This is a genomic window from Hafnia sp. HMSC23F03, from assembly GCF_001816025.1.
Classification (GTDB): domain Bacteria; phylum Pseudomonadota; class Gammaproteobacteria; order Enterobacterales; family Enterobacteriaceae; genus Hafnia; species Hafnia paralvei.
Genome location: NZ_KV824242.1, coordinates 269947 through 293414, shown reverse-complemented (window position 1 = coordinate 293414; position 23468 = coordinate 269947). Strand labels below are relative to the sequence as shown.

At 48.6% G+C, this 23468-nt stretch carries 22 protein-coding genes; 5 read left to right on the top strand and 17 right to left on the bottom strand.

Annotated elements, in window-relative coordinates; translation table 11 throughout:
- Window positions 1-152: 152 nt before the first annotated feature.
- Window positions 153-488 carry a DUF2002 family protein gene (locus HMPREF3091_RS19830; protein WP_035504363.1) on the bottom strand — a complete coding sequence of 112 codons (336 nt, stop codon included), beginning with the start codon at window positions 486-488 and terminating at the stop codon, window positions 153-155.
- 226 nt (window positions 489-714) lie between these two features.
- Between HMPREF3091_RS19830 and agp the strand changes: the two genes are divergently transcribed.
- From agp to HMPREF3091_RS19810, 4 genes are all read left to right on the top strand, one after another.
- Window positions 715-2028 carry a bifunctional glucose-1-phosphatase/inositol phosphatase gene (gene agp / locus HMPREF3091_RS19825; RefSeq protein ID WP_070718336.1) on the top strand — a complete coding sequence of 438 codons (1314 nt, stop codon included), beginning with the start codon at window positions 715-717 and terminating at the stop codon, window positions 2026-2028.
- A gap of 124 nt (window positions 2029-2152) precedes the next feature.
- The gene (locus HMPREF3091_RS19820; protein ID WP_070718333.1) at window positions 2153-2887 is read left to right on the top strand and encodes a MurR/RpiR family transcriptional regulator; all 735 of its coding nucleotides are present in this window, start codon (window positions 2153-2155) and stop codon (window positions 2885-2887) included.
- 237 nt (window positions 2888-3124) lie between these two features.
- Window positions 3125-4636, top strand: coding sequence for a PTS transporter subunit EIIC (locus tag HMPREF3091_RS19815; protein WP_004097067.1), 1512 nt, complete (start codon window positions 3125-3127; stop codon window positions 4634-4636).
- A gap of 39 nt (window positions 4637-4675) precedes the next feature.
- The gene (locus HMPREF3091_RS19810; RefSeq protein WP_004097069.1) at window positions 4676-6112 is read left to right on the top strand and encodes a 6-phospho-beta-glucosidase; all 1437 of its coding nucleotides are present in this window, start codon (window positions 4676-4678) and stop codon (window positions 6110-6112) included.
- A 95-nt stretch (window positions 6113-6207) separates the two neighbouring features.
- Here HMPREF3091_RS19810 and HMPREF3091_RS19805 read toward each other — a convergent pair whose 3' ends face one another.
- From HMPREF3091_RS19805 to dusB, 13 genes are all read right to left on the bottom strand, one after another.
- A complete protein-coding gene (locus HMPREF3091_RS19805; protein WP_070718328.1) occupies window positions 6208-6624 on the bottom strand; it encodes a hypothetical protein in 417 nt (138 codons plus the stop codon).
- Between the two features lie 379 nt (window positions 6625-7003).
- Complete coding sequence (locus HMPREF3091_RS19800; protein WP_004097072.1) at window positions 7004-7777, bottom strand: SDR family NAD(P)-dependent oxidoreductase; 774 nt, start codon at window positions 7775-7777, stop codon at window positions 7004-7006.
- Between the two features lie 15 nt (window positions 7778-7792).
- Complete coding sequence (locus tag HMPREF3091_RS19795; protein ID WP_070718325.1) at window positions 7793-8689, bottom strand: dihydrodipicolinate synthase family protein; 897 nt, start codon at window positions 8687-8689, stop codon at window positions 7793-7795.
- 2 nt (window positions 8690-8691) lie between these two features.
- Window positions 8692-10401: a dihydroxy-acid dehydratase gene (gene ilvD / locus HMPREF3091_RS19790; protein WP_070718322.1), complete on the bottom strand. Its 1710-nt coding sequence runs from the start codon at window positions 10399-10401 to the stop codon at window positions 8692-8694.
- A gap of 132 nt (window positions 10402-10533) precedes the next feature.
- A complete protein-coding gene (locus tag HMPREF3091_RS19785) occupies window positions 10534-11880 on the bottom strand; it encodes an MFS transporter (RefSeq protein WP_070718319.1) in 1347 nt (448 codons plus the stop codon).
- Between the two features lie 33 nt (window positions 11881-11913).
- A complete protein-coding gene (locus HMPREF3091_RS19780; protein ID WP_070718316.1) occupies window positions 11914-13314 on the bottom strand; it encodes a sugar porter family MFS transporter in 1401 nt (466 codons plus the stop codon).
- 22 nt (window positions 13315-13336) lie between these two features.
- A complete protein-coding gene (locus HMPREF3091_RS19775; protein ID WP_070718312.1) occupies window positions 13337-14212 on the bottom strand; it encodes an SMP-30/gluconolactonase/LRE family protein in 876 nt (291 codons plus the stop codon).
- The gene (locus HMPREF3091_RS19770) at window positions 14209-14859 is read right to left on the bottom strand and encodes a 2-dehydro-3-deoxy-6-phosphogalactonate aldolase (RefSeq protein ID WP_070718309.1); all 651 of its coding nucleotides are present in this window, start codon (window positions 14857-14859) and stop codon (window positions 14209-14211) included. The genes HMPREF3091_RS19775 and HMPREF3091_RS19770 overlap by 4 nt, the downstream gene beginning before the upstream one ends.
- Entirely contained in the window at window positions 14856-15698 is an 843-nt protein-coding gene (locus HMPREF3091_RS19765; protein ID WP_246840030.1) for a 2-dehydro-3-deoxygalactonokinase, read from the bottom strand. The genes HMPREF3091_RS19770 and HMPREF3091_RS19765 overlap by 4 nt, the downstream gene beginning before the upstream one ends.
- Before the next feature lie 178 nt (window positions 15699-15876).
- Window positions 15877-16608: a FadR/GntR family transcriptional regulator gene (locus HMPREF3091_RS19760; RefSeq protein WP_004097090.1), complete on the bottom strand. Its 732-nt coding sequence runs from the start codon at window positions 16606-16608 to the stop codon at window positions 15877-15879.
- A 255-nt stretch (window positions 16609-16863) separates the two neighbouring features.
- The gene (locus HMPREF3091_RS19755) at window positions 16864-18360 is read right to left on the bottom strand and encodes a C69 family dipeptidase (protein ID WP_070718303.1); all 1497 of its coding nucleotides are present in this window, start codon (window positions 18358-18360) and stop codon (window positions 16864-16866) included.
- Between the two features lie 411 nt (window positions 18361-18771).
- Window positions 18772-19068: a DNA-binding transcriptional regulator Fis gene (fis, locus tag HMPREF3091_RS19750; protein ID WP_004097144.1), complete on the bottom strand. Its 297-nt coding sequence runs from the start codon at window positions 19066-19068 to the stop codon at window positions 18772-18774.
- Entirely contained in the window at window positions 19050-20054 is a 1005-nt protein-coding gene (dusB, locus tag HMPREF3091_RS19745; protein ID WP_004097146.1) for a tRNA dihydrouridine synthase DusB, read from the bottom strand. Before dusB ends, fis begins: the two co-directional genes overlap by 19 nt.
- A 310-nt stretch (window positions 20055-20364) precedes the next feature.
- Between dusB and HMPREF3091_RS19740 the strand changes: the two genes are divergently transcribed.
- Window positions 20365-20844: an ASCH domain-containing protein gene (locus HMPREF3091_RS19740; protein ID WP_070718299.1), complete on the top strand. Its 480-nt coding sequence runs from the start codon at window positions 20365-20367 to the stop codon at window positions 20842-20844.
- 27 nt (window positions 20845-20871) lie between these two features.
- Here HMPREF3091_RS19740 and prmA read toward each other — a convergent pair whose 3' ends face one another.
- The 3 genes from prmA to HMPREF3091_RS19725 are packed head-to-tail and all read right to left on the bottom strand — an operon-like array spanning window position 20872 to window position 23453.
- Window positions 20872-21753, bottom strand: coding sequence for a 50S ribosomal protein L11 methyltransferase (gene prmA / locus HMPREF3091_RS19735; RefSeq protein WP_070718296.1), 882 nt, complete (start codon window positions 21751-21753; stop codon window positions 20872-20874).
- A gap of 10 nt (window positions 21754-21763) precedes the next feature.
- Window positions 21764-23221 carry a sodium/pantothenate symporter gene (gene panF, locus HMPREF3091_RS19730; protein ID WP_070718293.1) on the bottom strand — a complete coding sequence of 486 codons (1458 nt, stop codon included), beginning with the start codon at window positions 23219-23221 and terminating at the stop codon, window positions 21764-21766.
- Window positions 23211-23453 carry a YhdT family protein gene (locus tag HMPREF3091_RS19725; protein ID WP_004097154.1) on the bottom strand — a complete coding sequence of 81 codons (243 nt, stop codon included), beginning with the start codon at window positions 23451-23453 and terminating at the stop codon, window positions 23211-23213. The genes panF and HMPREF3091_RS19725 overlap by 11 nt, the downstream gene beginning before the upstream one ends.
- Window positions 23454-23468 lie beyond the last annotated feature (15 nt).

The following is a 23468-nucleotide window of genomic DNA, read 5'->3' as shown; positions in this document are numbered from 1 at the left end:
ATACTTCAAGTTGCCTTTTTGTTGGCTGCGTTCACTGGCCGCCTCAATGCCACTCGAATTATTTAAGGTATAAAACAGCACTATAGCTGCAAGAGTTTGCCTCTGCCATGCACCCGCTGGCAGAGGTTTTTTTTTTGCGATTTTACAGTGAATTACTGGAACATTTTTTCAAGATATTGGCTTAAACGCGCGCGCGAGGTAAATCCATGCGGAATGCCAATGAACGCTGTTTCTACCGCATGCGGGTCTTGTGGGAAGCGGGTGTAAGCCACGCTGCTGCGTAGTGGTTCAGCAGGATGGGCAAATTTGAGACTTTTCTGCCCTAGCGCTGGGTGAATGACCAGCGCTGTTCGGCCCATTCTGGCCTCACGATTGACGTAAACATAGTGTTCACCTTTGTGAAAACCATACGCTTTATCGGTGACGTAGTCTCTGATAAAACCTGTTTTCTCAAGGACTTGTGCCACTTCGTCAGGGCGCAAATACATGTCTGACTCTCCCATTGTTCTCTATCATAGGCACTGACCATAGCGGATTGAAACTGTGGGACAACCGGACTTATCTGGAAGAGAAATTCACCGTATTTATCAGCAACTCGAAAATGATAAATCTCGTTATGTGAAGCTTGCCAATAACTCAATATGGAAAGCTATCTACACTCACTTCTGTGTATTTCGGTAGGTAACCCTTCAATTTGTATAAGGAAACAGACAAATGAAAAGAATAACAAAAGGCTTTTTCGCGTTAAGTGCGCTAGCTTTATTGCTCCCCCTTGGGGCTCAGGCCGCTGAACCAAGCAATGCGACGCCCGAGGGTTACCAGCTTGAGCAGGTTCTTATTTTTAGTCGTCATGGTATCCGAGCGCCATTAGTGGGCTATGGCGATATTCTGGCAGAATCGACGCCGCATCAGTGGCCGGTATGGAAAACTGAAGGGGGACTGCTGACGCCTAAAGGTGCAGAAGTAGAAACCTTATTCGGTAAGTACATGCGCGACTGGTTAGCCCAAACCGGTATTCTGCCTGCGAAGGGATGTCCAACCGCCGGTTCGGTATTTGTCTACGCGAATAGCTTGCCACGTACCATTGATACCGCGAAAAGCTTTGTGAGCGGCGCATTTCCTGAGTGTTCGCTGAAAGTGAATCATCAGGAAAAAGTCGGCACCATGGATCCAACGTTTAACCCCATCATCACCGCGAAAGTGACGGATGAGTTTAAACAAAAGGCAATCGAGTCGATTAATCAGCATGCTGGGCCGGGGGGAATTGATGGTCTTAATGAGCGTTTGAAACCCAATTATGCGGTGCTACAGCAGGTTATGGACTATGGGCAATCGAAAGTCTGTACCGAAAAGAAAACCTGTTCGCTGGCAGATCAACCGAATACGGTCAATATTGTGCAGGATAAAGAGCCCGGCATCACGGGGCCGTTACGTGTCGGTACCGGTGCCTCAGATGGCTTCATGTTGCAGTATTACGAAGGCTATCCGCTGAAAGACGTGGCATGGGGTCAGATTACTGATGAGAAGCAGTGGCAGCAGTTAGAAGAAATAAAAAATCTCTATCACGAGACTCTGTTTGGTTCGTCGGCAGTCGCCCAGAATGCAGCGGCACCTTTAATGCGTTTCGTAAGCGCAACGCTGGTGGGTACGCCTGATACAAATGCGTTAGCAGCTGATGCGCACAAAGCTAAGGTTGCCGTACTGGTGGGGCATGACTCCAACATTGCTTCTCTGTTAGCCGCGATGAAAACCGCCCCATACGATTTGCCGAAGCAATATGAGAAAACACCGATCAGCGGAAAAATTGTGTTTCAGCGTTGGCATGATAAGAAAGATAACCGCGACCTGATGAAGATTGAATATGTTTATCAGTCGACCGATCAGATCCGCAATGCGACGCCGTTGTCTCTACCGACGCCGGCTCAGCGTGTCATATTGCAAATTGATGGGTGTAAAGTCGATGCTAATGGTTTCTGCCCGATGGATGATTTTAAGGCGGCAATAGCGAAAGATATTAAAGGTGAATAATACGTAGCCGTTCGTTGCCGCCTTCTGATGGAGTTTCATCGGAAGGCGGCTTTAGCCACTGTTGCTTTGTCATCTCAGTGATGTTCTGATACTTTGGCACGATAACTTGTTAACGGATGATCGCATGTTTACCCATATTGCCTTATCAACGCTCAATGGCTTGGAATTAATGGTATATAACTATGTCATTAAGAATAAAGATAAGGTGATGTATATGACCATCCGCGAGTTGGCTGATGCTGCGGATGTATCCACAACGACGATATTACGTTTTTGCAAGAAAATGAACTGCAGTGGTTATTCAGAGTTCCGTATTCGTTTTAAGCTTTATATTGAACAGGAAGAGAAATTATTATTGACCTCGGGAGCGAGTGAAATAATGAGTTTCTTTAAAAGTATTCATAACGATGAGTTCGAGGCGCTTATTACGCGTACGGCAGAACAAATTGCTGAGGCTGATCGGATTATCTTTGTTGGGGCCGGAACTTCAGGTACGCTAGGTAAATATGGCGCTCGTTTTTTCTCCAATGTGGGTAAATTCAGTAATTATATTGACGATCCTTACTATCCTATTAGTTCGGATATGTATAAAAATGCGATAGCTGTTATTTTATCCGTTTCTGGCGAAACGCCTGAAATATTAAAACTGGCCAGCCAGTTTAGCCTGCATCAGTGTAAAATCATCAGTATCACCAATAGTGAAACCTCCTCTTTGGCTAGAATGGCAGACTTCAATCTCTCCTATCATATGCCACAAATCCTGATTGCCAGTGAATATAATATTACGACTCAGGTTCCTGTCATTTATATGCTTGAAGCCATTGGTAAAAAACTCGCCAAAAATCTATCAACTCAATAATTGAGAGATTGATCGAATAAAAAACATCATGTTTCTTCGACGTGACAAATCACATTTATGTTTTTTTGTTATATCGTGACTTTGTTTAATTTTTTGCTACTATCCAGTCCATGCATAATATATCCGTCATACTTCAAGCAGCATGTGCGTTGGTTGCGCTCGAATTATTGAGGGTATAAATCCTCCTCTCAGATTTAATTGAATAGGGATTTCTGTACTTACAGAAGGGTTAATTCTATGGCAATTAATTACGCAGATTCGGCCAAGGAAATCGTAAAGTTAATTGGTAGCGATAATAATGTGATTAGCGTCACACATTGTGCAACTCGATTACGATTTGTATTAAAAGATAATGCTCAGGCAGATAAAGAAACTCTAAAGCGCGTTAAAGGCGTTATTACGGTAATAGAGTCTGGTGGTCAATTACAGGTCGTAATTGGCAACCATGTGGGGGATGCTTATCAGGAAGTATTAAAGCTGATTCACGTTGACGAAAATGCTGCCGTCAGTGCGCCAAATGTTGGCATTGTTAGCCGCTTGATGGATATCATTTCCAGTATTTTTGCACCGTTCCTTTATCCTCTAGCTGCCTGTGGTGTGCTACAAGGCTTAATCTCATTGTTTGCTGTTTTAGGCTGGATGGATCCTGCCAGCGGTACTTACCGTATTCTTAACTTCGTTTCTTGGACTGGTTTCACCTTCCTGCCCGTGATGGTGGCGTATACCGCGGCGAAGAAATTCAACGTTAACCCTTTCACCGCGGTGATCGCAGCTTGTGCGCTGGTTTGTCCCGACTACATGAACATGCTTACCGCTAACAAGATCCTGCTGGTGAATTCGGCCGATCCTGCGATGCAGGCGCTCATGAAAGAGGCCGTCAACAATCCACAGATTGCACGTGTGCTGACAGAAGTGGTGGGTATTCCACTGAGTGCCGATCCGCTGACTTTCTTGGGCATGCCGGTACAGTATCTAAGCTACACCTCTGCGGTGATACCAATCATTTTAATGGTATGGATGATGTCTTACGTGCAGCGCTTTTTTGAACGCATCCTACCGTTGGTTATTCGTAACCTGTTCACGCCGATGTTCTGTTTGGCCATTATTGTTCCGCTTACGCTGCTGGTCTTTGGTCCCATTGGAAACATGATCGGTGGGGCTATCGGCGGTGTTTATAACACTTTGTATCACCTTAGCCCTGCTGTTGCCGGATTCGTGGTTGGTGCGCTGTGGACGCCGCTGGTAACTCTTGGTGTTCACTGGGGGATCACGCCGGTAACGGTCGGCAATTATGCCACGCTCGGTTATGACACTTTCACCGGATTGCAGGCTTCCGCTGTATTTGGCATGGCGGGAGCCGTTCTGGGGGTTTATTTGAAATCCAAAGATGCTGAGATGAAACGTGTTGCGCTGTCTGCGGGTATGACAGGCCTGTTTGGCATCACTGAACCAGCTATTTACGGTGTGGCGTTGCGCTTAAAACGCCCGATGGTGTGCGCGTGCATGGCGGGAGCGGTTGGTGGTGCTATTGCTGGTTCATTTAACGCCGTGTCTTGGAGCTACTGTATTCCTGGGATCGCCGTATTGCCGGTGTTCTTTAAAGAAGGGCATCTACCGCAGTTCCTCGGCTTTGTGTTGTCGATTAGCGTGGCCTTTGTGCTAGGCGCGATATTTACGTGGTTTGCTGGATTTAAAGAAGAAATTCCCTCAACGGAAGTTAAAACCTCAGCACAGCCAGAAGCTGTTTAAGAGTAAACCACAAAATTGATTAAAGAAGAGAGCAACAGCATGAAACAACAACGGTTACCGGATGATTTTCTGTGGGGCGGTGCGGTCGCAGCCCATCAGGTTGAAGGCGGCTGGGATCAGGGTGGAAAAGGGCTCAGCATCGTCGACGTATTGTCCAGCGGAGCGCATGGTGTTGATCGTGTGATTACCGACGGTATTCAGGATGGTTATTTATACGCCAACCATGAGGCCGTTGATTTCTATCATCGTTATAAAGGTGATATCGCCCTTTTTGCTGAAATGGGGTTTAAATGCTTTCGTACTTCGATTGCATGGTCGCGTATTTTCCCTAACGGCGACGAACTCGAGCCGAATGAAGCAGGGCTACAGTTTTACGATGACATGTTTGATGAACTACTGAAATACGGTATTGAGCCAGTCATTACGCTATCTCATTTCGAGATGCCGTGGCATTTAGTCAAAGAGTATGGTGGTTGGAAAAATCGTAAAGTCGTTGATTTCTTTGTTCGTTTTAGCGAAGTAGTGATCAAACGTTATCAGCATAAAGTGAAGTACTGGATGACGTTTAACGAAATCAATAATCAGCGTAACTGGAAAACGCCGCTGTTTGGCTATTGCTGTTCTGGGGTGATTTACACGAATGAGCCAAACCCCGAAGAATGTATGTATCAGGTACTACATCATCAGTTTGTTGCGAGCGCACTGGTTGTTAAATTGGGGCACGACATCAATCCAGAGCTAAAAATTGGCTGCATGATTGCGATGGTGCCGCTTTATCCTTATTCCTGCCATCCAGATGATGTGATGTACGCGCAGGAAGCCATGCGTGAGCGTTTCCTGTTTGGAGATGTGCATATGCGTGGTTATTACCCTTCGTACATTCTTAAAGAGTGGGAACGCAAGGGATATCACATTGAAATGCAGCCGGGGGATGAACAAATCCTGCGGGCGGGCTGTGCGGATTATATTGGGCTGAGCTACTACATGAGTAATGCCGTGCAGGCAAATTCTGCCGGAACAGGAACCGCGCTGGCAGGGTTTGAAGGCTCGGTGCCGAATCCTCATGTGAAGGCCTCAGAGTGGGGCTGGCAGATTGATCCTGTGGGTTTACGTTACACGCTTAACATTCTGTATGAGCGTTATCAGAAGCCATTGTTCATCGTGGAAAATGGTTTTGGTGCGATAGATAAGCCAAGTGCTGATGGACAGATCCACGACGATTATCGTATCGCTTATTTGAAGTCTCATATTGAGCAAATGAAGAAAGCGGTGATTGACGACGGCGTTGAACTGATGGGCTATACCCCGTGGGGTTGTATCGACTGTGTTTCTTTCACCACTGGCCAGTACAGCAAGCGTTATGGGTTTATCTACGTGGATAAACACGACGACGGTAGCGGCACTCAACAACGCGCTAAAAAGCAGAGTTTTGATTGGTACAAACAGGTCATTGAAAGCAACGGCGAACAGCTCTAGTCATCTGATTTAAAAACAAAAGCCACCGATAACACCTCGGTGGCTTTTTGTATGAGCAAAATACAACGAATCAATGATGATTGTTGCTTATTGCATCAGCTAAAGATGGTGAACTGTTTACAGACGTAAGTTTGGCCACCCATCGTCAGATTATATAAATCATTTCCTGGCTTGCCTGGATTCCCCATTTTGATCCCGAATTGAATCGTCGTATTTGAGGGATCCGGCGTAAATTTTTGTGTGCTTGCATCGTAGTTTGAAAGCACGTAAGGCACTTTTTCAGTCTCGTCTGAGCTGCGATCGCCATAGAAAATCTGTGATGCTTTGGTAACGGGGTCAGTGATTTGTAGCACCATGACATTTTCATTGCTGATGGCGCTCGAAAGCACTTTATATCCACCACAGGTTGTATAGCCTACAGCGTGATAGTTGCCAATCATCGGCTGTGGTGTTGGTGCAGCGATGCTGGCAAATGGCGCGAGAACGAATAGAGCTAACAGTGTTTTCTTCATGGAATTGTTCTCAATTAGTAAAAGTTCATTATTTCAGCGCGTTAAGTTCAATGGCTATTGCTTGTAGCTTGGACAACCGATTTTATAAAACCTTCTCCATCTGTCCAATTTGCTCTGCAAGAATTTATGTCTTCTGGCAGGGGCTTGTGAAGCTTTTATCGCATCAGAAAAGGTAAAGTTATTTATATTTCTTATAATTCAATGCGATAGAAATTGCTTTTAATATGAATGGATCGTTGTATCTTGAAAGATACAGCAATACTTTTGTGAGAACTCTCTCTGCACACGCAGTTCTGTCGGTAAGGTGAGTTTTTCTGAGTTACGAAAAAAAACCGCCCCGATAGGCGGTTGATGTTTCAGGTGTAGAGATAGCGTCCAATCAGTCTTGCATTAATGCGCTGCGCCCGCCGTCCATGATGATGGTGGTTCCAGCAATAAACCCAGCGGCGGGGCTGGCTAAGAACAGGCATAGTTCGCCCACTTCTTCGGAAGTCCCGATGCGACCGACGGGGTGTTTAGCAATAGTTTCAAGGCGTGCTTTTTCTCCGTCGCCATGGGAGTCAAACCATACTTGATTGCCGGCGGTATCAATAAAACCCGGAGCGATGCCTACGCTGCGAATTGCAGGCCCCCATTCAATGGTCAGGCTTTGCACCAACGAAAGCAGGGCTCGTTTGGTGATATTGTACGGCGCGCATCCTGGCATGGTTGAAAAGGCGTGGTTAGACGTCATGACCAGAATAACGCCCTTAGATTTCTCTAACATACTTCGGCAGGATTTCGCCATATACCAATGAGAACGCAGGTTAAGATCAAGATTGTGGTGCCAATCTTCCAGTTCACAATCGATACCTTTAAACACGTTTTTACCCGCATTAGAAACCAGCACATCGAGACGCCCAAAGCGCTGTTCTACCGAGGCGATAAATTCGGCAATAGATTCGGTACGCGTGATATCAACCGAATAATAATGAAAATGTTCAGGGTAAAGATCTAAAAGTTCTTTCGCGTGGGGGGCTTTTTCAATGGAGGAAAAGGCACAACCGATAACGATATCACCCTGTTTTAAGAACGTTTGTGCGATGGCGTGGCCGATACCTTGGCTGGCTCCGGTAACAATGATAATGCGTGGTTGTTGGGCTGATGTAGACATAGAGACTCCGCAAAATTAAAGGGAAAATGTTGAGATGAAACTTTCGATCATCACACGATCCTGATCCGTTAATGCCCATCCGGGATGACGGCAATAATCGCTGGTAATGATCCCTCTGCGTTGGAGGATCGTTTTTTCTACTTGGATAATGTATTCGCAGTGTGTCATCCAGCGTTGGATCCACGGTAACAGCTGTCTATGCAGTTCCTGCGCTGCGGCTTTATCACCGTTTTGCCAGAGCTGATATATCCGCACATAAATCTCACTAAAAGAGCAGCCCGGCATGACGCCTTTGCCGCCAGCTTCCAACATTTGAAGCATGTAAAGCCCTGCATAACCATTTAGTACGCTAGCCTGCGGTGCTTGCTGTAAGAACTTTTGGGTGTAGTCCACTGGAGGATTGCACTCAATCTTAAATACCGCATGAGGATAACGAGTGGCGACGTTGGCCAATTGCTCAGGAGTGATTGCAAGCCCAGTTTCACCCGGCGCGTACTGCACCATTACTGGGATATCCACGGCCTCTAGCACCGAGAAAATATGATGCGAAATCGCTTCTGGGCTGGGCTGAAGAAAAAACGGAGGCAACAGCATTAAGGCGTCTGCCCCACGTTTTTGATAGTCGCGAGCGCGTTTAACCGCAATTTCTGTACTGTGGTCTGTGACCGAAATCGCTCGAAAAATACCGCTGCCACGAAGGTCGGATAAAAACCGATTGGAGAGCTGCAAGCGTTCGTCGTCATCCAGCTTAGGAAATTCGCTGGCGATACCAAACAGGGTTAGCCCTTGGATGCCCGTTGTAGCCAAGTGCTCTAGCATGCGGCTAAAGCTGGGAAAATCTAGCTCACCTTGTGGGTTAAATGGCATGGCCGCAATGGGATTGACACCGCAGATGTCTGCTGATTGGTACATGATTATTCCTCATCTCTGTCTGCAAGCACTGCGCCTTGTGCCGCAGGTAATGCCCAGCGGCGATACAACCGTAAAAATCCGCGTGGTACCTGTTTCTCCAGTGGAACCCAATGTTTGCGACGCTCTGCCAATGTGGCTTCGTCGACGTTCAGCGTGAGCTCACGAGTAGGGATATTGATGGTGATGGTATCGCCGTTTTCGACTAGTGCGAGATCGCCGCCATCGCTGGCCTCAGGGGAAATATGACCAACGAACAGCCCTCGGTTAGAGCCTGAGAAACGGCCGTCAGTAATCAGCGCGCAGCTATCTGAAAGTCCCATACCTTCGAGACATTTCATTGGCTTGTACATTTCAGGCATACCCGGTCCACCTTTAGGGCCTTCATAACGTAAGACCAGCACAGAACCTGACGCGATATCTCCAGAAAGGATGGCATCAACGGATTCTTGCTCGCTGTTAAATACCACGGCTGGGCCAGTGAAGGTCATCAAGTGCTCTGGCACCGCGGCAGGTTTTACGACGCAGCCAAGCGGAGACAGATTGCCATGCAGCACCGCAACCCCAGCTTCATTGCGAACCGGTATTGCTAGTGTATGGATGACTTCAGGTCGCTGGCTGACAGGAACCTGAGCCAACCATTCGGCTTTGCATTGACCGCTGACGCTAAGGGCGTTGAGGTCCATCAGTGAGGCAATCTCTTTCTCAACGGCCGCGACACCACCCGCTTCCCAGAAGTCGATCATGTCGTATTCAGAAGCAGGGTAGAGTGATGCCACGAGCGGAACGTGATGGCTTAGTTTGTCAAAATCCGACAGCGGCAGATGTCCGTATTCGCCTTCATAGTGGATAGCCTGTAAATGCAAAATAGCATTTGTAGATCCGCCGGTGGCGAGTAGATAAATCATGGCGTTGCGGATTGACTGTGGTGTGATAATTTGGCGCGCATTGACGCCGCGCTTAACTAAATCAACCGCCGTTTGACCCGTGCGGAAGGCACATTCTCGGCGCTCCTGTGACACGGCTGGCAATGTGCTGCTACCCGGCAGGCTCATGCCGAGCACCTCAGAAATACAGCACATGGTGTTGGCGGTGCCGTACATGGTGCAGGAACCTGGACCCGGCTCAGCGATATCCTCGATATGTCGGAATTCAGCTTCGTCGATCTCTCCGCGTTTTTTCCAGCCAATGGCCTCGGTGACGATATTGCCGTCCCAGTGCTTACCTTTATATTCGGCGGGATACATCGGCCCACCATTAACCAGAATGGCTGGAATATCCAATCGTGCAGCGGCCATTAGCATCGCAGGGACGATCTTGTCGCAGGAACCGAGTAGCACCATGCCGTCAAAACGGTGGGCGCGCATCATCACTTCGATTGAGCTCGCTATCACTTCTCTGGCGGCAAGAATATAACGCATGCCCAAATGCCCTTCGGCGATACCATCGCAAGGTGCAATCGTGCCGAATACCATCCCAACGCCGCCAGCTTCATCTATACCTTTTAAGACTTCTGCCGTGAGTTCGTTGAGATTTGCATGGCCAGCAGTGGCATTGGTGTAGCTATTAACCACCGCGATCACCGGACGGCGTAGCTGTTCATCCGTATGTCCCATCGATTTGTACAGGGCCCGCTTAAGCGCACCATCATCCCCACTAAGTACAGGGTTAAAGTGCCCATCACCACAGGTGCCACAGCTTTTACATCCACTCATAAACTGCCTCTTTTCAATAACGATATAACGCCAGCCGCGCTTTGCATTTATCTCCGTCATACTTCAAAGTTGCATTTTTGTTGGTCGCGTCCACTCACTTGCCGCCTCAATGCAACTCGAATTATTTAGGGTTTAGGATCTGCCAGCATTACGGCGGGGATTAACCAGCTTGGCTGGTAACAAAAACATCAATGGAGCACACAGCAATAAAAATGCGGCGAGAATATATAGACCTACATTGGTGCTGCCTGTGTTGTCTTTCAGCCAGCCGAGCACCGTAGGGCCGAAGAACCCCGCTAAATTGCCCACTGAGTTAACTAAAGCGATGCCAGCCGCGGCAGCTGTGCCAGACAACAACGTACCCGGTAGGCTGATGTAGGTTGGGATAAGCGCTAACGTGCCGGACATGGCTAAGCAAATCCACGCCATCATCCATAGGGTGGAACCGCTGCAATAGGCGCTTAGCGTCAGACCCACGGCACCTAATATGGCCGGAATGGCTATATGCCAGCGGCGTTCACAGCACAGATCGGAGTGACGGCTGTTCCACACCATGAAGACGGCACCAAAAACGTAAGGCAGCGCGGCAAGTAAGCCGATATGAAAATCGTCGTTAACACCGGAGCTTTTAATGATCGACGGTAGCCAGAAATTGATACCGTAATAGCCGATGTTGAAGCTGAAGAAGATCAGCGCCAGCAGCCATACGTAGCCATTACGGAACATCATTTTTAGGTTTTGCGGGGGCTTGCCCTCATTGGCAATGAGGTTGCGCAGACGATCCGTTTCTAGATCGTCTGCGACAATTTGCTTCTCTTCCGTGCTCAACCAGCGTGCAGATTTGACGTCATTGTCGAGATAACGTAGCACCACGAACGCCAGAAGGAACGAAGGAATGGCTTCGACAACAAACAGCCATTGCCAGTTATGCAGGCCATCAACACCATCAAAAAATTTAAGAATAAACCCCGATAACGGGCTGCCAATGATGGTGGATAGCGGCGTGACTAGAATAAATAGCCCCAGCGTGCGTGCCGAACGCCATGACGGGAACCATAGCGTGAGATAAAACACGATGCCGGGAAAAAATCCAGCCTCTGCAACACCTAGCAAAAAACGCAGAACGTAGAATTGAGTAGGCGTTTGCACGAAGATCATCAGCGCTGAGAGAATTGCCCAACTGATCATGATCCGAGCGATCCAAAAGCGTGGTCCAAAACGCTGCATCAATAGATTACTTGGCAACTCAAACAGAAAATAACCAATAAAGAAGATCCCTGCTCCCACGCCGTATACGGTATCGCTAAAGTTCAACGCATCCTGCATATGCAGCTTAGCGAAGCCAACGTTGACGCGATCCAGATAGGCGAAGAAATAACACAGGATCAAAAACGGGATCAGGCGGCGAGTGATTTTGTTATATACCGCGGCGATCTTTTTCTCACTATCAGAGGTATTTGTGATGTCCAAAGCTGTCATATCTGACCTCGGCGAAACAAAAATAACAGTGAATTAGAGTGCGCTGCCGATGCTTCTCAACGGTAGGCCGGTCATTAAGTTTTTCTCGATGTTTTCCAAAGAGATATTTTTTGTTTCAGGGACAAACAACAGGGTGAGCACAATGCAGACGACGTTGAGTCCAGCGTAGAGCCAGAAAGTTCCTGCGCTGCCGATGGTATCGATGAGCGTTAGGAATGTGGCTCCAATAATCATGTTGGCGATCCAGTTAGCCATGGTGGAACAGGTGACGCCAAAATCACGTCCGGCTAACGGTTGGATCTCGGAGCAAAGTACCCAGATCAGTGGACCTGCGCTCATAGCAAAACCGACGATAAAGATCAGTAGCAGGGTCACTGCGGTGTATTGTTCGGTCGCGCTTGTGATACCCACGAAGAACATGTAACCCATTGATGCCATGCAGATAGCCATGACGCTAAAACCGAGTTTGAGGATGGGTTTACGTCCCCAGCGATCGACTAAGCCGATGGCAATAAACGTCGCCAGCACGTTGGTTAACCCTGCGATAACGGTTCCCCACATTTGCTGTTCGGTTGACGCGAATCCTGCGATCGCGAAGATCTTTGGTGCGTAATACATGATTACGGTCATGCCGGTGAACTGCTGCATGAACTGCAGCAAAATGCCAAGGTAGGTTGAACGGCGGAAATGGCTATTAGCACGGAAGAGCTGCCAACCACGCTGTCTCACCTGAACGCTTTCGCGGATAGCTTCCAGTTCGCTATGCGCCTCTTCACGGGTAGAACGCAGCAATAGCAGTACTTTCTCTGCCAGCGCATGTTTATCTTTCATCATCAGCCAGCGAGGGCTTTCTGGTAGGGTGAGTACCCCAAAAAACAGGATTAGAGCAGGAATGGTGATGATGCCTAGCATCCAGCGCCAGTTGCCGCTAGCGCTGAGAGCCGTGTCAGAGAGGAATGCCGCCAGAATGCCAATCGTGATCATCAACTGGTACAGCGAGATCATGCTGCCGCGAATGTGTTCTGGTGCGATTTCAGATAGGTAAAGCGGGGCAACAAAAGAAGCCACGCCGACTGCAGCGCCGAGTAAGAAGCGTGAGATAACCAGCGTTGATAAATCAGGAGCAAGCGCGCAGCCAATTGATCCAACAACAAATAAAATAGATCCGATTAACAGCGTTTTTTTACGTCCGATTCGTGCGCATAGTGGGCCGCTGCATAACGCGCCCAGTGCGGCACCTAACATCATGATGCTGACGACCATCTCTTGCTGGTGGCTGCTGAGTGCAAACTCTTTGGCTAAGAAGGGAAGTGCGCCAGCAATAACGCCCATATCCAGTCCAAACAGCAGACCTGCCAGTGCAGCGAGAAAACAGATCAGCAGAGTCTGCCGATTTGTATGGGGTGTTGACTGCGAAATCGAATGCGTAGTCATGGTTAACCTCGTGGGTGATTATTTATCTTTTTAGGTTGAACAGCATTGCTTGCTGTCCTGTGTAGGGAGTTCGATAACATAAAAGTGCCCCCTCAGTTTTTGATGGCATAGCAAGCCCATCAGAGGCTGAGGTGATATATAAATCGTGTAAATCAGGCCCGCCAAAGGCGCAGCTAGTGGGTTGTGTTACAGGCAGTGGATGTGTTGCGAGCCATTCAGGAGCGGCATCGCCTAAACGGTAGGCGGTGAGGCAAGCGCTACCCCAACAGGCATTGAGCAGCATTCCGTCGAGGGTCAGCGCCGAGCCGTCGGCAAGCAAGTCTTCTATCGGCCATTCGCTCAGGGTTTGTGTGCTGATGCGATGCGCCGCGCTGCGACAAAAACGGTGACGGAAAGTGTCTACAAACCAGACATATGACCCCAGCCAAGCCAAGGTGTTGGGCACATGTTGGTCACTAAGCATTTTTTCAGGCAGGGCGTCGCCGTACTCATAGCGATACCAGCTCCCGATTGCTGAGCGAGCCGTGAGCTCCATCGTGCTGAACCACAACGATCCATCGGGTGCGATCGCCGCTTCGTTCGGACGGGTTTGTTCATCTTCAGGCCACGGACAGAGTTGGCGATGGCTTTGCTGGCTATAGTCGTAAAGCATGACGCCTTGTGCCGTCACAAGGAGAAATTGTTCGGATTCTTCGGTGAGTAAGGCAGCGCTACAAAGAAAAGGTAATTCGTGGATCTCGATCTTTTCCCCCTGTTGCGGCCAATAGCGCAATAGGCGACGTTGTAAAATATCTACCCAGATAAGCGACTGGGATCGGAAACACCACACCGGAGATTCTCCGAGAAGGGCGCGGTAGTCACCGATGACAGATAAGTCTTGCAGCGCATTAGCGATCATTTTTGATTGGCCTGTTGCCATGCGTGGTGGTAGGCCATAGCTCGTTCACGCAGAGTCGCCAGCGAAATCCCAGACTGATATAAACCGCCGCCTAGACCAAAACCTCGCGCACCAGAGTTCAGATAGCTACGCATTTGCTCGCTGTTAGGATTAATTCCTCCCACCGGTAGGCAGACCGTTTCGGCGGGAAGCACTACGCTCATCGCTTTGGCAATCGTGGGTGTCACTAATTCGGCAGGAAAGAGCTTAAGTGCGCTGGCTCCGGCGCGTAGCGCGGTAAAAGCCTCGCTGGGCGTGGCGACGCCGGGCATGCTGATAAGCCCTAGTTCACAGGTCGCGCGGATCACCGAAGGTTCCATATTGGGCGAAATGATTAATTGCCCTCCAGCCTCGGCAACCTGATGAACCTGATGTTCAGTCAGCACTGTTCCTGCCCCAACGAACCCTTTTGAGCCTACGGTTTTAGCCATTATTGTGATGGATTCGAGTGGTTGCGGGCTGTTGAGCGGCACTTCCAAATAAGTGAAACCGCACTCGAGAAGTGTTTCTGCTACTCCTTGGGCTTCCTGTGGCGTTACTCCGCGTAAAATCGCGACCAGTGGCAGCGAGCACTGCTGCCAGCGCAGTGCAAAATTCATGTAATTCATGCCAATGCTCCGGTTAAGGATTGATAAATGGTGTTCATGCCGTGGATAAAACAGTCGTCTCCGTTGGCAGGCGTTAGCGTGATGCCAAGCAGACTCGCTGCGCGGGTATAGCGTTCGGTAAGGGTTGCAGAGCCCACGATCCACGCCTGCTTGCCCGGTAATGCCGACAATTCAGAGCCGATGAGCAAACCAGATAGATAACTGGCAACCTGCGCTGGGGTGATAGAACCGGCGAGCTTTAGCGTGCGAGCTGAAAATAATGCGTTACTGAGATTGGGGGCGTTTTGCGCGTTTTGCACACCAAGGGCAAAGGCGTAATGATCTTCATCAGATTCAGGAAGATCCTTGCCGAGCAACGAGTGATTTAGCATCACCGCATAGATCTCACCCGTCATAAAAGTATTAAAGTGCAGGATGTGATCGTGAGCGATCGTGGCGTGTTTGCTATGGGTTCCGGGCAGAATCACTAAATGCTGTTCTTGCGGATATTGTGCCGCTAGGCCAATCAGTTGTACTTCTTCTCCGCGCATGACATCGGGTAAGCCAAAAGTATTGGCGCCACTCGCTCCCGCCACAATTCGGCAAGGGCTTCCCCACGAAGTTGTGACCTGAGCGGTTTGTTGAGCAAAGCATTGATAGCTTGCGGGGAGAGCGACATAAGGCACTTCTTGCCAGCCTTGTTGTGACCCGACCATTCCCGCCATCAGTATCGGGAGATTGGGATACTCCATTAGCCAAGGCGTGATAAGCGGCAAAAGGGCAGCATCAAATTGACGGTCAGGTACGCTAAGCAGTCCGCAGTGCGCATTTATCGTGTCAATGCATTGGTTGTTATTCATCAGAAACGCTCGGAAATTTGAGGTTCCCCAATCGATGGCAATCCAGTGATTATTCATTCTTGAGTTACAACATGTCAATTCTTGTATGACAAGAATAATGGCGAATAAATAAGCTTAGATCTGTGAACGAGATCGAAAGTTAGCTACGAGCTAAAAGAAATATGCAAAAAGTGTGGGATTAGAAAAAGTGCTGATATTTTTCTGGGATCTCGCGCCAAATATGCTTGTGAGCCGCACTTAATAGGATATGACGCATAGATTGGCGAGCCTGATCGGCCTGCTTTAAGCGGATCGCTTCCAACAGATCCCGGTGTTGCTGAACAGCGTCTTGAGTGAGTTGGAGATCGTCTTCTAGAGTGTGTTTGAATGACAGCATCATTGCCGCAGAGAGTGCATTGCCGACAGAAGCAAGAAAGGGGTTGTGGCAGGCGCGTAGCACCGCGGTGTGGAAGGCGAGATCGCCGCGTTCGAATTGCTCTGCTGAATTGTTTTTTTGCCCTAATTGCATGGTATGCCAAGCATCTTCGATAGCCGCTAAATCATGACCGTTGGCGTTGAGCGCAGCCATAGCGGCAACGTCGGGCTCGAAAATGAGGCGCGTTAGCATCAGTTGTTCAACCAGTTCAGATTCAATACCTACATTTTCCAACCAGGATAGGACTTCTGCGTCGAGAAAACTCCACTGCTCGCGTGGCGTAACCGTGCTACGGCGTTTGGCTTGGATCAGTAACATGCCTTTAGCACCAAGTACTTGCAATGCGTTGCGTACAGATGTGCGAGATGCCTCGTACTGCTGTGCAAGCTCATGCTCCCCTGGAATTGCCATACCTTCAGCTAACTCGCCACGGATAATACGTAGAGCTAAATCACGGGTAATCGATTCAGAAACAGAAGATGCAGGTTTGTTCATGGCAATCTCGGAGGCCGTGGTAAACAGAAAACATGGTTTTGTGGCATGAAGTGAATCTCGCCTGAGCGTTATATTAACATTGTTAGCGCGATAAATGAGGATGTTATCCCGTTGTCTGTTTAAGACATGGATATTCGAATGAGTAGGCTGGGCGGGGATTGATTCTGGATAAAGGTGACCGCTGTAGCAGTCACCTTTTGATGATAATAGCAGCGACACAAAACACGATGTCACCGTGATTAAAATGCCTGTGCTTTAATCCTTCTTGGCTGCGTTGGCAAAGAAGATATCAGATTGAATATCTTTGGTGCGGAGGGTGAAAATTTCGTTAGTGAGATTTTCAGTGAGTTTTTCCGCATCAGCCATCACGCGTAGATTAAACTCATTCAGCATTTTATCCGCGCCAGCTTTGTCGGTTTTAGCCATTTTCAGGTACTTAGATTCCATTGCCTTCTGTTCATCGGCAACTTTGATCTCCCAGTCATGGTAGGCTTTTTTAACAATCGGAGCTAACTTCGGATAATCGGTCATAACGAGCGTTTGCAGCTTACGATATTTCCAGTAAATAGAATCACTATCCGCTTTATCGGTACCCTGCGCATAGTTTTGTGGGTATGCCTGTAATCCACTGTAGTAAGGAACAAATGCGGTGAGATCGGCCATACCCAGACCCACATAGGTCACTTCGCCAATCTCTTTCGGCAACCATGGGCGAACCTGCATCACATGTGACTCATAGGTTCTGAACACGCTGATTGGGCGCCACGGCTCTTTTCCATTCAGGCCGTTAGAGTAAGGATCGTGTTTTGTTCCATCATAATGGTTACGCAGCACGGCCTTAACATCATCCAGTGAAAGCTTTTTCTCTGGAGTTAGCAGGACGGGGAATTGTCTTCCAGCAGAAACGTCTTGATTGACTGATGGGTTAAAGATCTTCTGGATTGTCCAGACGCGGGGATCATTATAGGTGCGGTCGCGTTCGTCGTCGCGGGTATAGGCTTTAGAGAAATTAAATTCACCGTCTGTTTTTGGATTATACAGACCTTTTTCGGTAGCAAACTCGATCAGGTTTTTTGACCCCATCACGTTAGGATCTTTTGCATCGTACTGTTGTAAACGCCCCTGATTGCCGGTGGCGAAATATTTATCATTTGGCACACGCTGTGCCATCCACTGGTGGCCGCTCCCCGTCTCTAAATACCACACCTCATGCTCATCAACGACGGCAACCCCAAATCCTTCACCAGCGCCGTGTGTTTCAACAATACTGCCGAGCAAGGCTACAGCTTCCCGTGCCGTTTTGGCTTGAGAGAGCAGGATATCGGGAATATCGTCCTCGGTGATCCCTTTATCTTCGACATAAGGATCGACAGCTAAAGCTTTAGGTGATGCAAAAATAGACTCAGTGCCGGTTACACCAACGCCGAGTTCGTTAAAACCGGTCGCACCATGCAATTGTGTTTTCCAATTTGGCACCGTTGTATAGCGCAATGAGTTTTTCGGGAGTGGGTAGGAGAAGTCATTCGCACCGTTGTGCGCTTTGGTGCTATAGACGCCGGTCTGATTTTTCTGCGCTGGATGAATAACGAAATGCTGTGCCTTGAGTGCGTCACTATCCGCGCTGCGAGCAACAAACACCGAGCCATCGGTTGTCGCTTCATTACCTGCGAGCAAAGTTGTACAGGCGAAACCCGATGAAATGAGAGCAATGTTAATCGACAATGCGACCACACATTTCTTGAAAAAAAACATTTCTTTTCCCTATTAAGTGAGTAAACAAAAACGATCAATCAAACAACGCATCTATACCCTTGCGAACGTGAGTTGCAGGCTAAATACGCTAGTTAGAGGGGCGAGGCTCAGGGGAGAGTTGAGTGACGAGCTTAGCCAGCGTGTATGCGATTTGAATCAACGATGGATATATCTATGAACACTGATGTATTTGGATATTCCATTGTAATGTTTGAAAGATTAACAACTTACAGTGACTGAATACCGTGACTCGGCTCTCAATGCAGTCGTGTTTACCAAGGTAGGAGGGGCATAAACCAGAATAATGCTGTGGATTAATTGCTGTGGTGAATTCATCTACTCACTTTAATAAAAAAGGCGCTAATCCAATAAAGGAGAAGCGCCTTTTTTCAATACGTTAACTGACTAGTATCAGTTCATGCCGTATTTTTTCAATTTCTTACGCAGAGTACCACGGTTGATACCCATCATCAGCGCAGCGCGGGTTTGGTTACCGCGAGTATACTGCATCACCATGTCTAACAGTGGCTGTTCTACTTCAGCCAGTACCAGCTCATACAGATCATTAACGTCTTGACCATTCAGTTGAGCAAAATAGCCTTTAAGGGCTTGTTTAACCGAGTCACGCAGTGGCTTTTGAGTCACCTGATCCTGGGAGTTTACGGTAGAAACGGTCAGTACGTCAGAATTTACGCGTTGTTCGAACATAGTTCTGTCAGCTCTTTTTTTACGCTAAGATTTTCGAAATATGCCTCCAACGCCTCCAGCTGTTCGCTGGCATCCTCTATGGCGTTGAATGTGCGCCGAAACTGGTCACATGGGGCGTGTTCTTGGAGATACCAAGATACGTGCTTGCGGGCAATGCGAAATCCCTTACCAGAACCGTAAAAATTATGCAGTTCTTGTACATGCCCTAATAACAAGTGCTTAACCTCCTCCAACGGCATGGGCGGAAGCAGCTCCCCTGTGTCCAGATAATGCTGGATTTCCCGGAAGATCCAGGGTCTCCCCTGAGCGGCACGTCCTATCATTAGAGCATCGGCTCCAGTGTAGTCGAGCACCGCTCTGGCTTTATGCGGGTCAGTTATGTCTCCATTCGCGATAATCGGGATGGAAACACTCTGCTTAACTGTCCGAATGCTGTCGTACTCCGCCTCGCCGTTGAATAAGCAAGCACGGGTTCGGCCATGAATCGTCAAGGCCTGAATTCCGCAGCGTTCAGCCAATTGGGCAATCTCAACACAGTTACGGTGTTCTGGGCTCCAGCCCGTACGAATTTTAAGCGTTACCGGTACGTCTACAGCGTTAACCACCGCGCTGAGGATTTTTCCAACCAAGTCGGGATACTGCAAAAGAGCAGAACCCGCGAGTTTGCGGTTCACTTTTTTTGCCGGGCAACCCATGTTGATGTCAATGATCTGCGCGCCGCTATCAGCGTTGATTTTGGCCGCAGCAGCCATGTCATCAGGGTCACAGCCAGCAATTTGCACGGCTCGGATCCCAGGCTCGTCTAAATGAACCATGCGCAGACGTGACTTATCCGTTTGCCACACTTCCGGATTGGAAGAGAGCATTTCAGAGACAGCCATCCCGGCACCCATTTCGTAGCAAAGCGTCCGAAAAGGGCGATCGGTTATGCCGGCCATAGGCGCAGCAATGAGGCGATTTTTAAGTTCTATATGTCCAATGCGCATAGACAAAGACTGACCATACTGTGTCCGCAAGGGCGCGTATATTACGCATTTTTGCTCGGATATGAAAGGCCAAACTTTGAACAATCAGCTGTTGTAGATCAATGAAATCACTAGCTGGCGCTTCGTATTTGATTATTTTTGTTGTTTAACATATGGTTATGTATTAATGGTTAAAAAATGCTCTTTTGTTTTTTCCCTTTCTTATTGGTCGTTTTAGGTCAGTTTTGGTGCCTGTTGCCAGATAAAACGCTTAAGAAATCCACAATAATGGCGCTATAAATGAGATGCATATCGCATTTTAGAGGATGATATGGATAGTGAAATCGCATTATTCTGGTTGAAAATAGTACAACAGCATCCTGAATTAGAGGGGCGAATTTATCACGTTGAGCATTTTGGTACGCCAGGGGACTTAGCTCAGCAGCTGTCTGAACTTATCGTGAGCGGTGAAAAATATGCCACCTGTAGTGCTTTGGATGAGTATTGGCATGAGGGGATGACCATTCCTACCGCGGGTTATCTGACTATTGTGCTAGATGGGCATGAAAAGCCCGTGGCGGCGATAGAAACAATGCAGGTATCTTTGCGTCGCTTTCGTGATGTGGACGCCATATTCGCGGCTGCAGAAGGCGAAGGGGATAAGTCTTTGGCTTATTGGAGACAGGCTCATCAGACGTTTTTTGAAACTTCGCAGCAGGCGATAGATAAGACGTTTAGCGAAGATATGTGGCTAGTATGCGAATACTTCCGTTTGTTAGGGGTGGCAGAAACAAAAACAGCGCCTATATAAAGCGCTGTTTTTGTATAGCGAAGTCGCTTAGCGGCGAATGCCGGTAATGCGGCACCACTCTTCGCGTTCAGCGACAGGATCGATGATAAATTTATCTTCGTAAGCTTCTGCAACGCTTGGCGCCTGCGTTGCTAGAACACCGGATAGACCCAGATGACCGCCAGATTTTGGCAGATCGCTGATCAGCGGCGCCAGTTCGCGCAGTGGGCCTGCCAGAATATTAGCGACTACGACGTCTGCGCTGAGGTCTGCAGGCTGATCTTTTGGCAGATACAACTCTAAACGTTCGGAAACACCGTTACGCTGCGCATTGTCACGGCTTGCCTGAATAGCCTGAGGATCGATGTCGATCCCGATAGCGCGTGCAGCGCCGAGTTTCAAGGCTGCGATGGCCAAAATACCCGAGCCGCAGCCGAAGTCGATCACGGTCTTGCCTTCCAGATCCAAACCGTCTAGCCATTGCAGACACAGTGCGGTTGTGGGATGAGTCCCAGTACCAAATGCCAAACCAGGATCAAGCATGACGTTGACCGCACTTGGATCGGGAACATCGCGCCAGCTTGGGCAGATCCATAGACGGCGACCAAACTGCATTGGGTGGAAATTATCCATCCATTCGCGTTCCCAATCTTTATCTTCGATCTGTTCGATTTTGTGGTGGAAGCCTTTGCCTAACGCTGGATCATTTTCCAGAATCGCCACAATCTCTTTCATATCGGTTTCTGCGTCATACAGGCCGATAACGTCGGTATCGCCCCAAAGCAGAGTCTCGCCCGGCAGTGGTTCAAATACCGGATTATCATGAGTATCTTGGAAAGTCACTGATACAGCACCGCTTTCCATCAATGCATCACTCAGGGATTCAGCCTGATTACCGGTCGTGTTGATTTTGATTTGAATCCAAGGCATCTCGAAGTCTCTATTTTGAATTTAATTCAGTCGCGGCTGGCACTGTTTCACCACGCTCGCCAAAAAAGTTGCCGATCCCAAATGCTGCTAAGCTAATGAGCAGCGATGGAACAATCGGATGTAAGCTGAATATATGCCAGTCAGCAGTAGCAAGTACAGCGTAGCAAATGGCACCAGAAATCATTGAGCTCAGCGCGCCGTGTGCATTAGCACGCTCCCAATAAAGCCCTAGTACGAGTGGCCACAGGAATACCGCTTCTAAGCCACCAAAGGCCAGCAAATTTAGCCAGATAATCATTTCTGGAGGACGCCATGCCGCCAGCAACAGTAAAAGCCCTAAAATCAGCGTAGACAGGCTGGACATTCTCGCCAAGCGTTTTTCGTTTTTGAGCGCCTGAGGGTGCATCCCCAAATACAGGTCTTTAACGATGGTTGCCGACGATTGTAACAGCTGAGCATTGATCGTGGACATAATCGCCGCCATCGGCGCTGCCAGAAAAATACCTGCAGCAAACGGCGGTAAAACTTTGACCATCAGGGTAGGGATAACTAAATCTGGCACTTTTAAATCTGGCAACACAGCACGGCCTAACGCACCCGCAAGGTGCATACCAAACATCAGTATTCCCACCACGATAGTGCCAATAACGATGGCGCGATGAACCGCTTTACTGTCTTTGTAGGAAATACAACGCACAGCCGTATGTGGCAAGCCGATAACCCCAAAGCACACCAATATCCAGAACGATGCCATAAATGGCGCACTTAAAATATCGTCAGCGCCCTGCGGCGAAACCAGCTTAGGATCGATATTTTGCAAAGTATCCACTGCGGCATGCAAACCGCCAGCGGCATGGATCACTCCGGCGAGCAAAATAATCGTGCCGAGCAGCATCACCAAACCCTGCATGGCATCGTTCAAAACGCTCGCACGGAATCCTCCCACCGAGGTATAGAGAGCGATGCTGATGCCAAATATCAAAAGCCCAGTGTCATAAGGGATACCCGCTGCAGTTTCCAGCAAACGCGCTCCGCCGATGAACTGCACGGTCATGGCGCCAATAAAAGCAACCAGTAGGCTGAGGCTAGCCACCCAAACTAACAGGCGACTTTTATAGCGGGCATACAACATATCATTGAGCGTTACTGCATTGTATTTGCGCGCCAGAATAGCGAATTTCTTGCCCAGAACCCCGAGCGATAACCACACTGCTGGTAGCTGAATCATCGCCAGTAATACCCAGCCTAACCCATATTTATAGGCAGCCCCTGGGCCGCCTATAAAGGAGCTAGCGCTGATATAGGTGGCCGTTAGCGTCATGGCTAATACGAAGCCCCCCATCGAGCGGTCACCGATGAAATATTCGTTGAGGAAGTTACCTTTTTGGCGGCGACGGTAGGCATAGACCGACAGACCAAATACCAGTAACAGATAGCCGACTAGCGGTAAAATGACATCAGTCTGCATCATTGTTCCCTAAGGGTATATCTTTGAAAATCAGGCGAACCATTGCCCAGCACAGCAAAATAAACGCCAGTGGCAGCAGTAAACAGGCCATTTCGAACCAGTGCGGCAGTCCTGTTATGCCTTGTAAGCTGTTAGGAACATAGGCCGCTATGATCCACAACACCAGATAAGCAATGGTCAGCCACAAAGCCCAGCGGGCTTCACGATTTGCCTGCAAAAAGCGAGCATCCATGGGGGTCTCCCATTT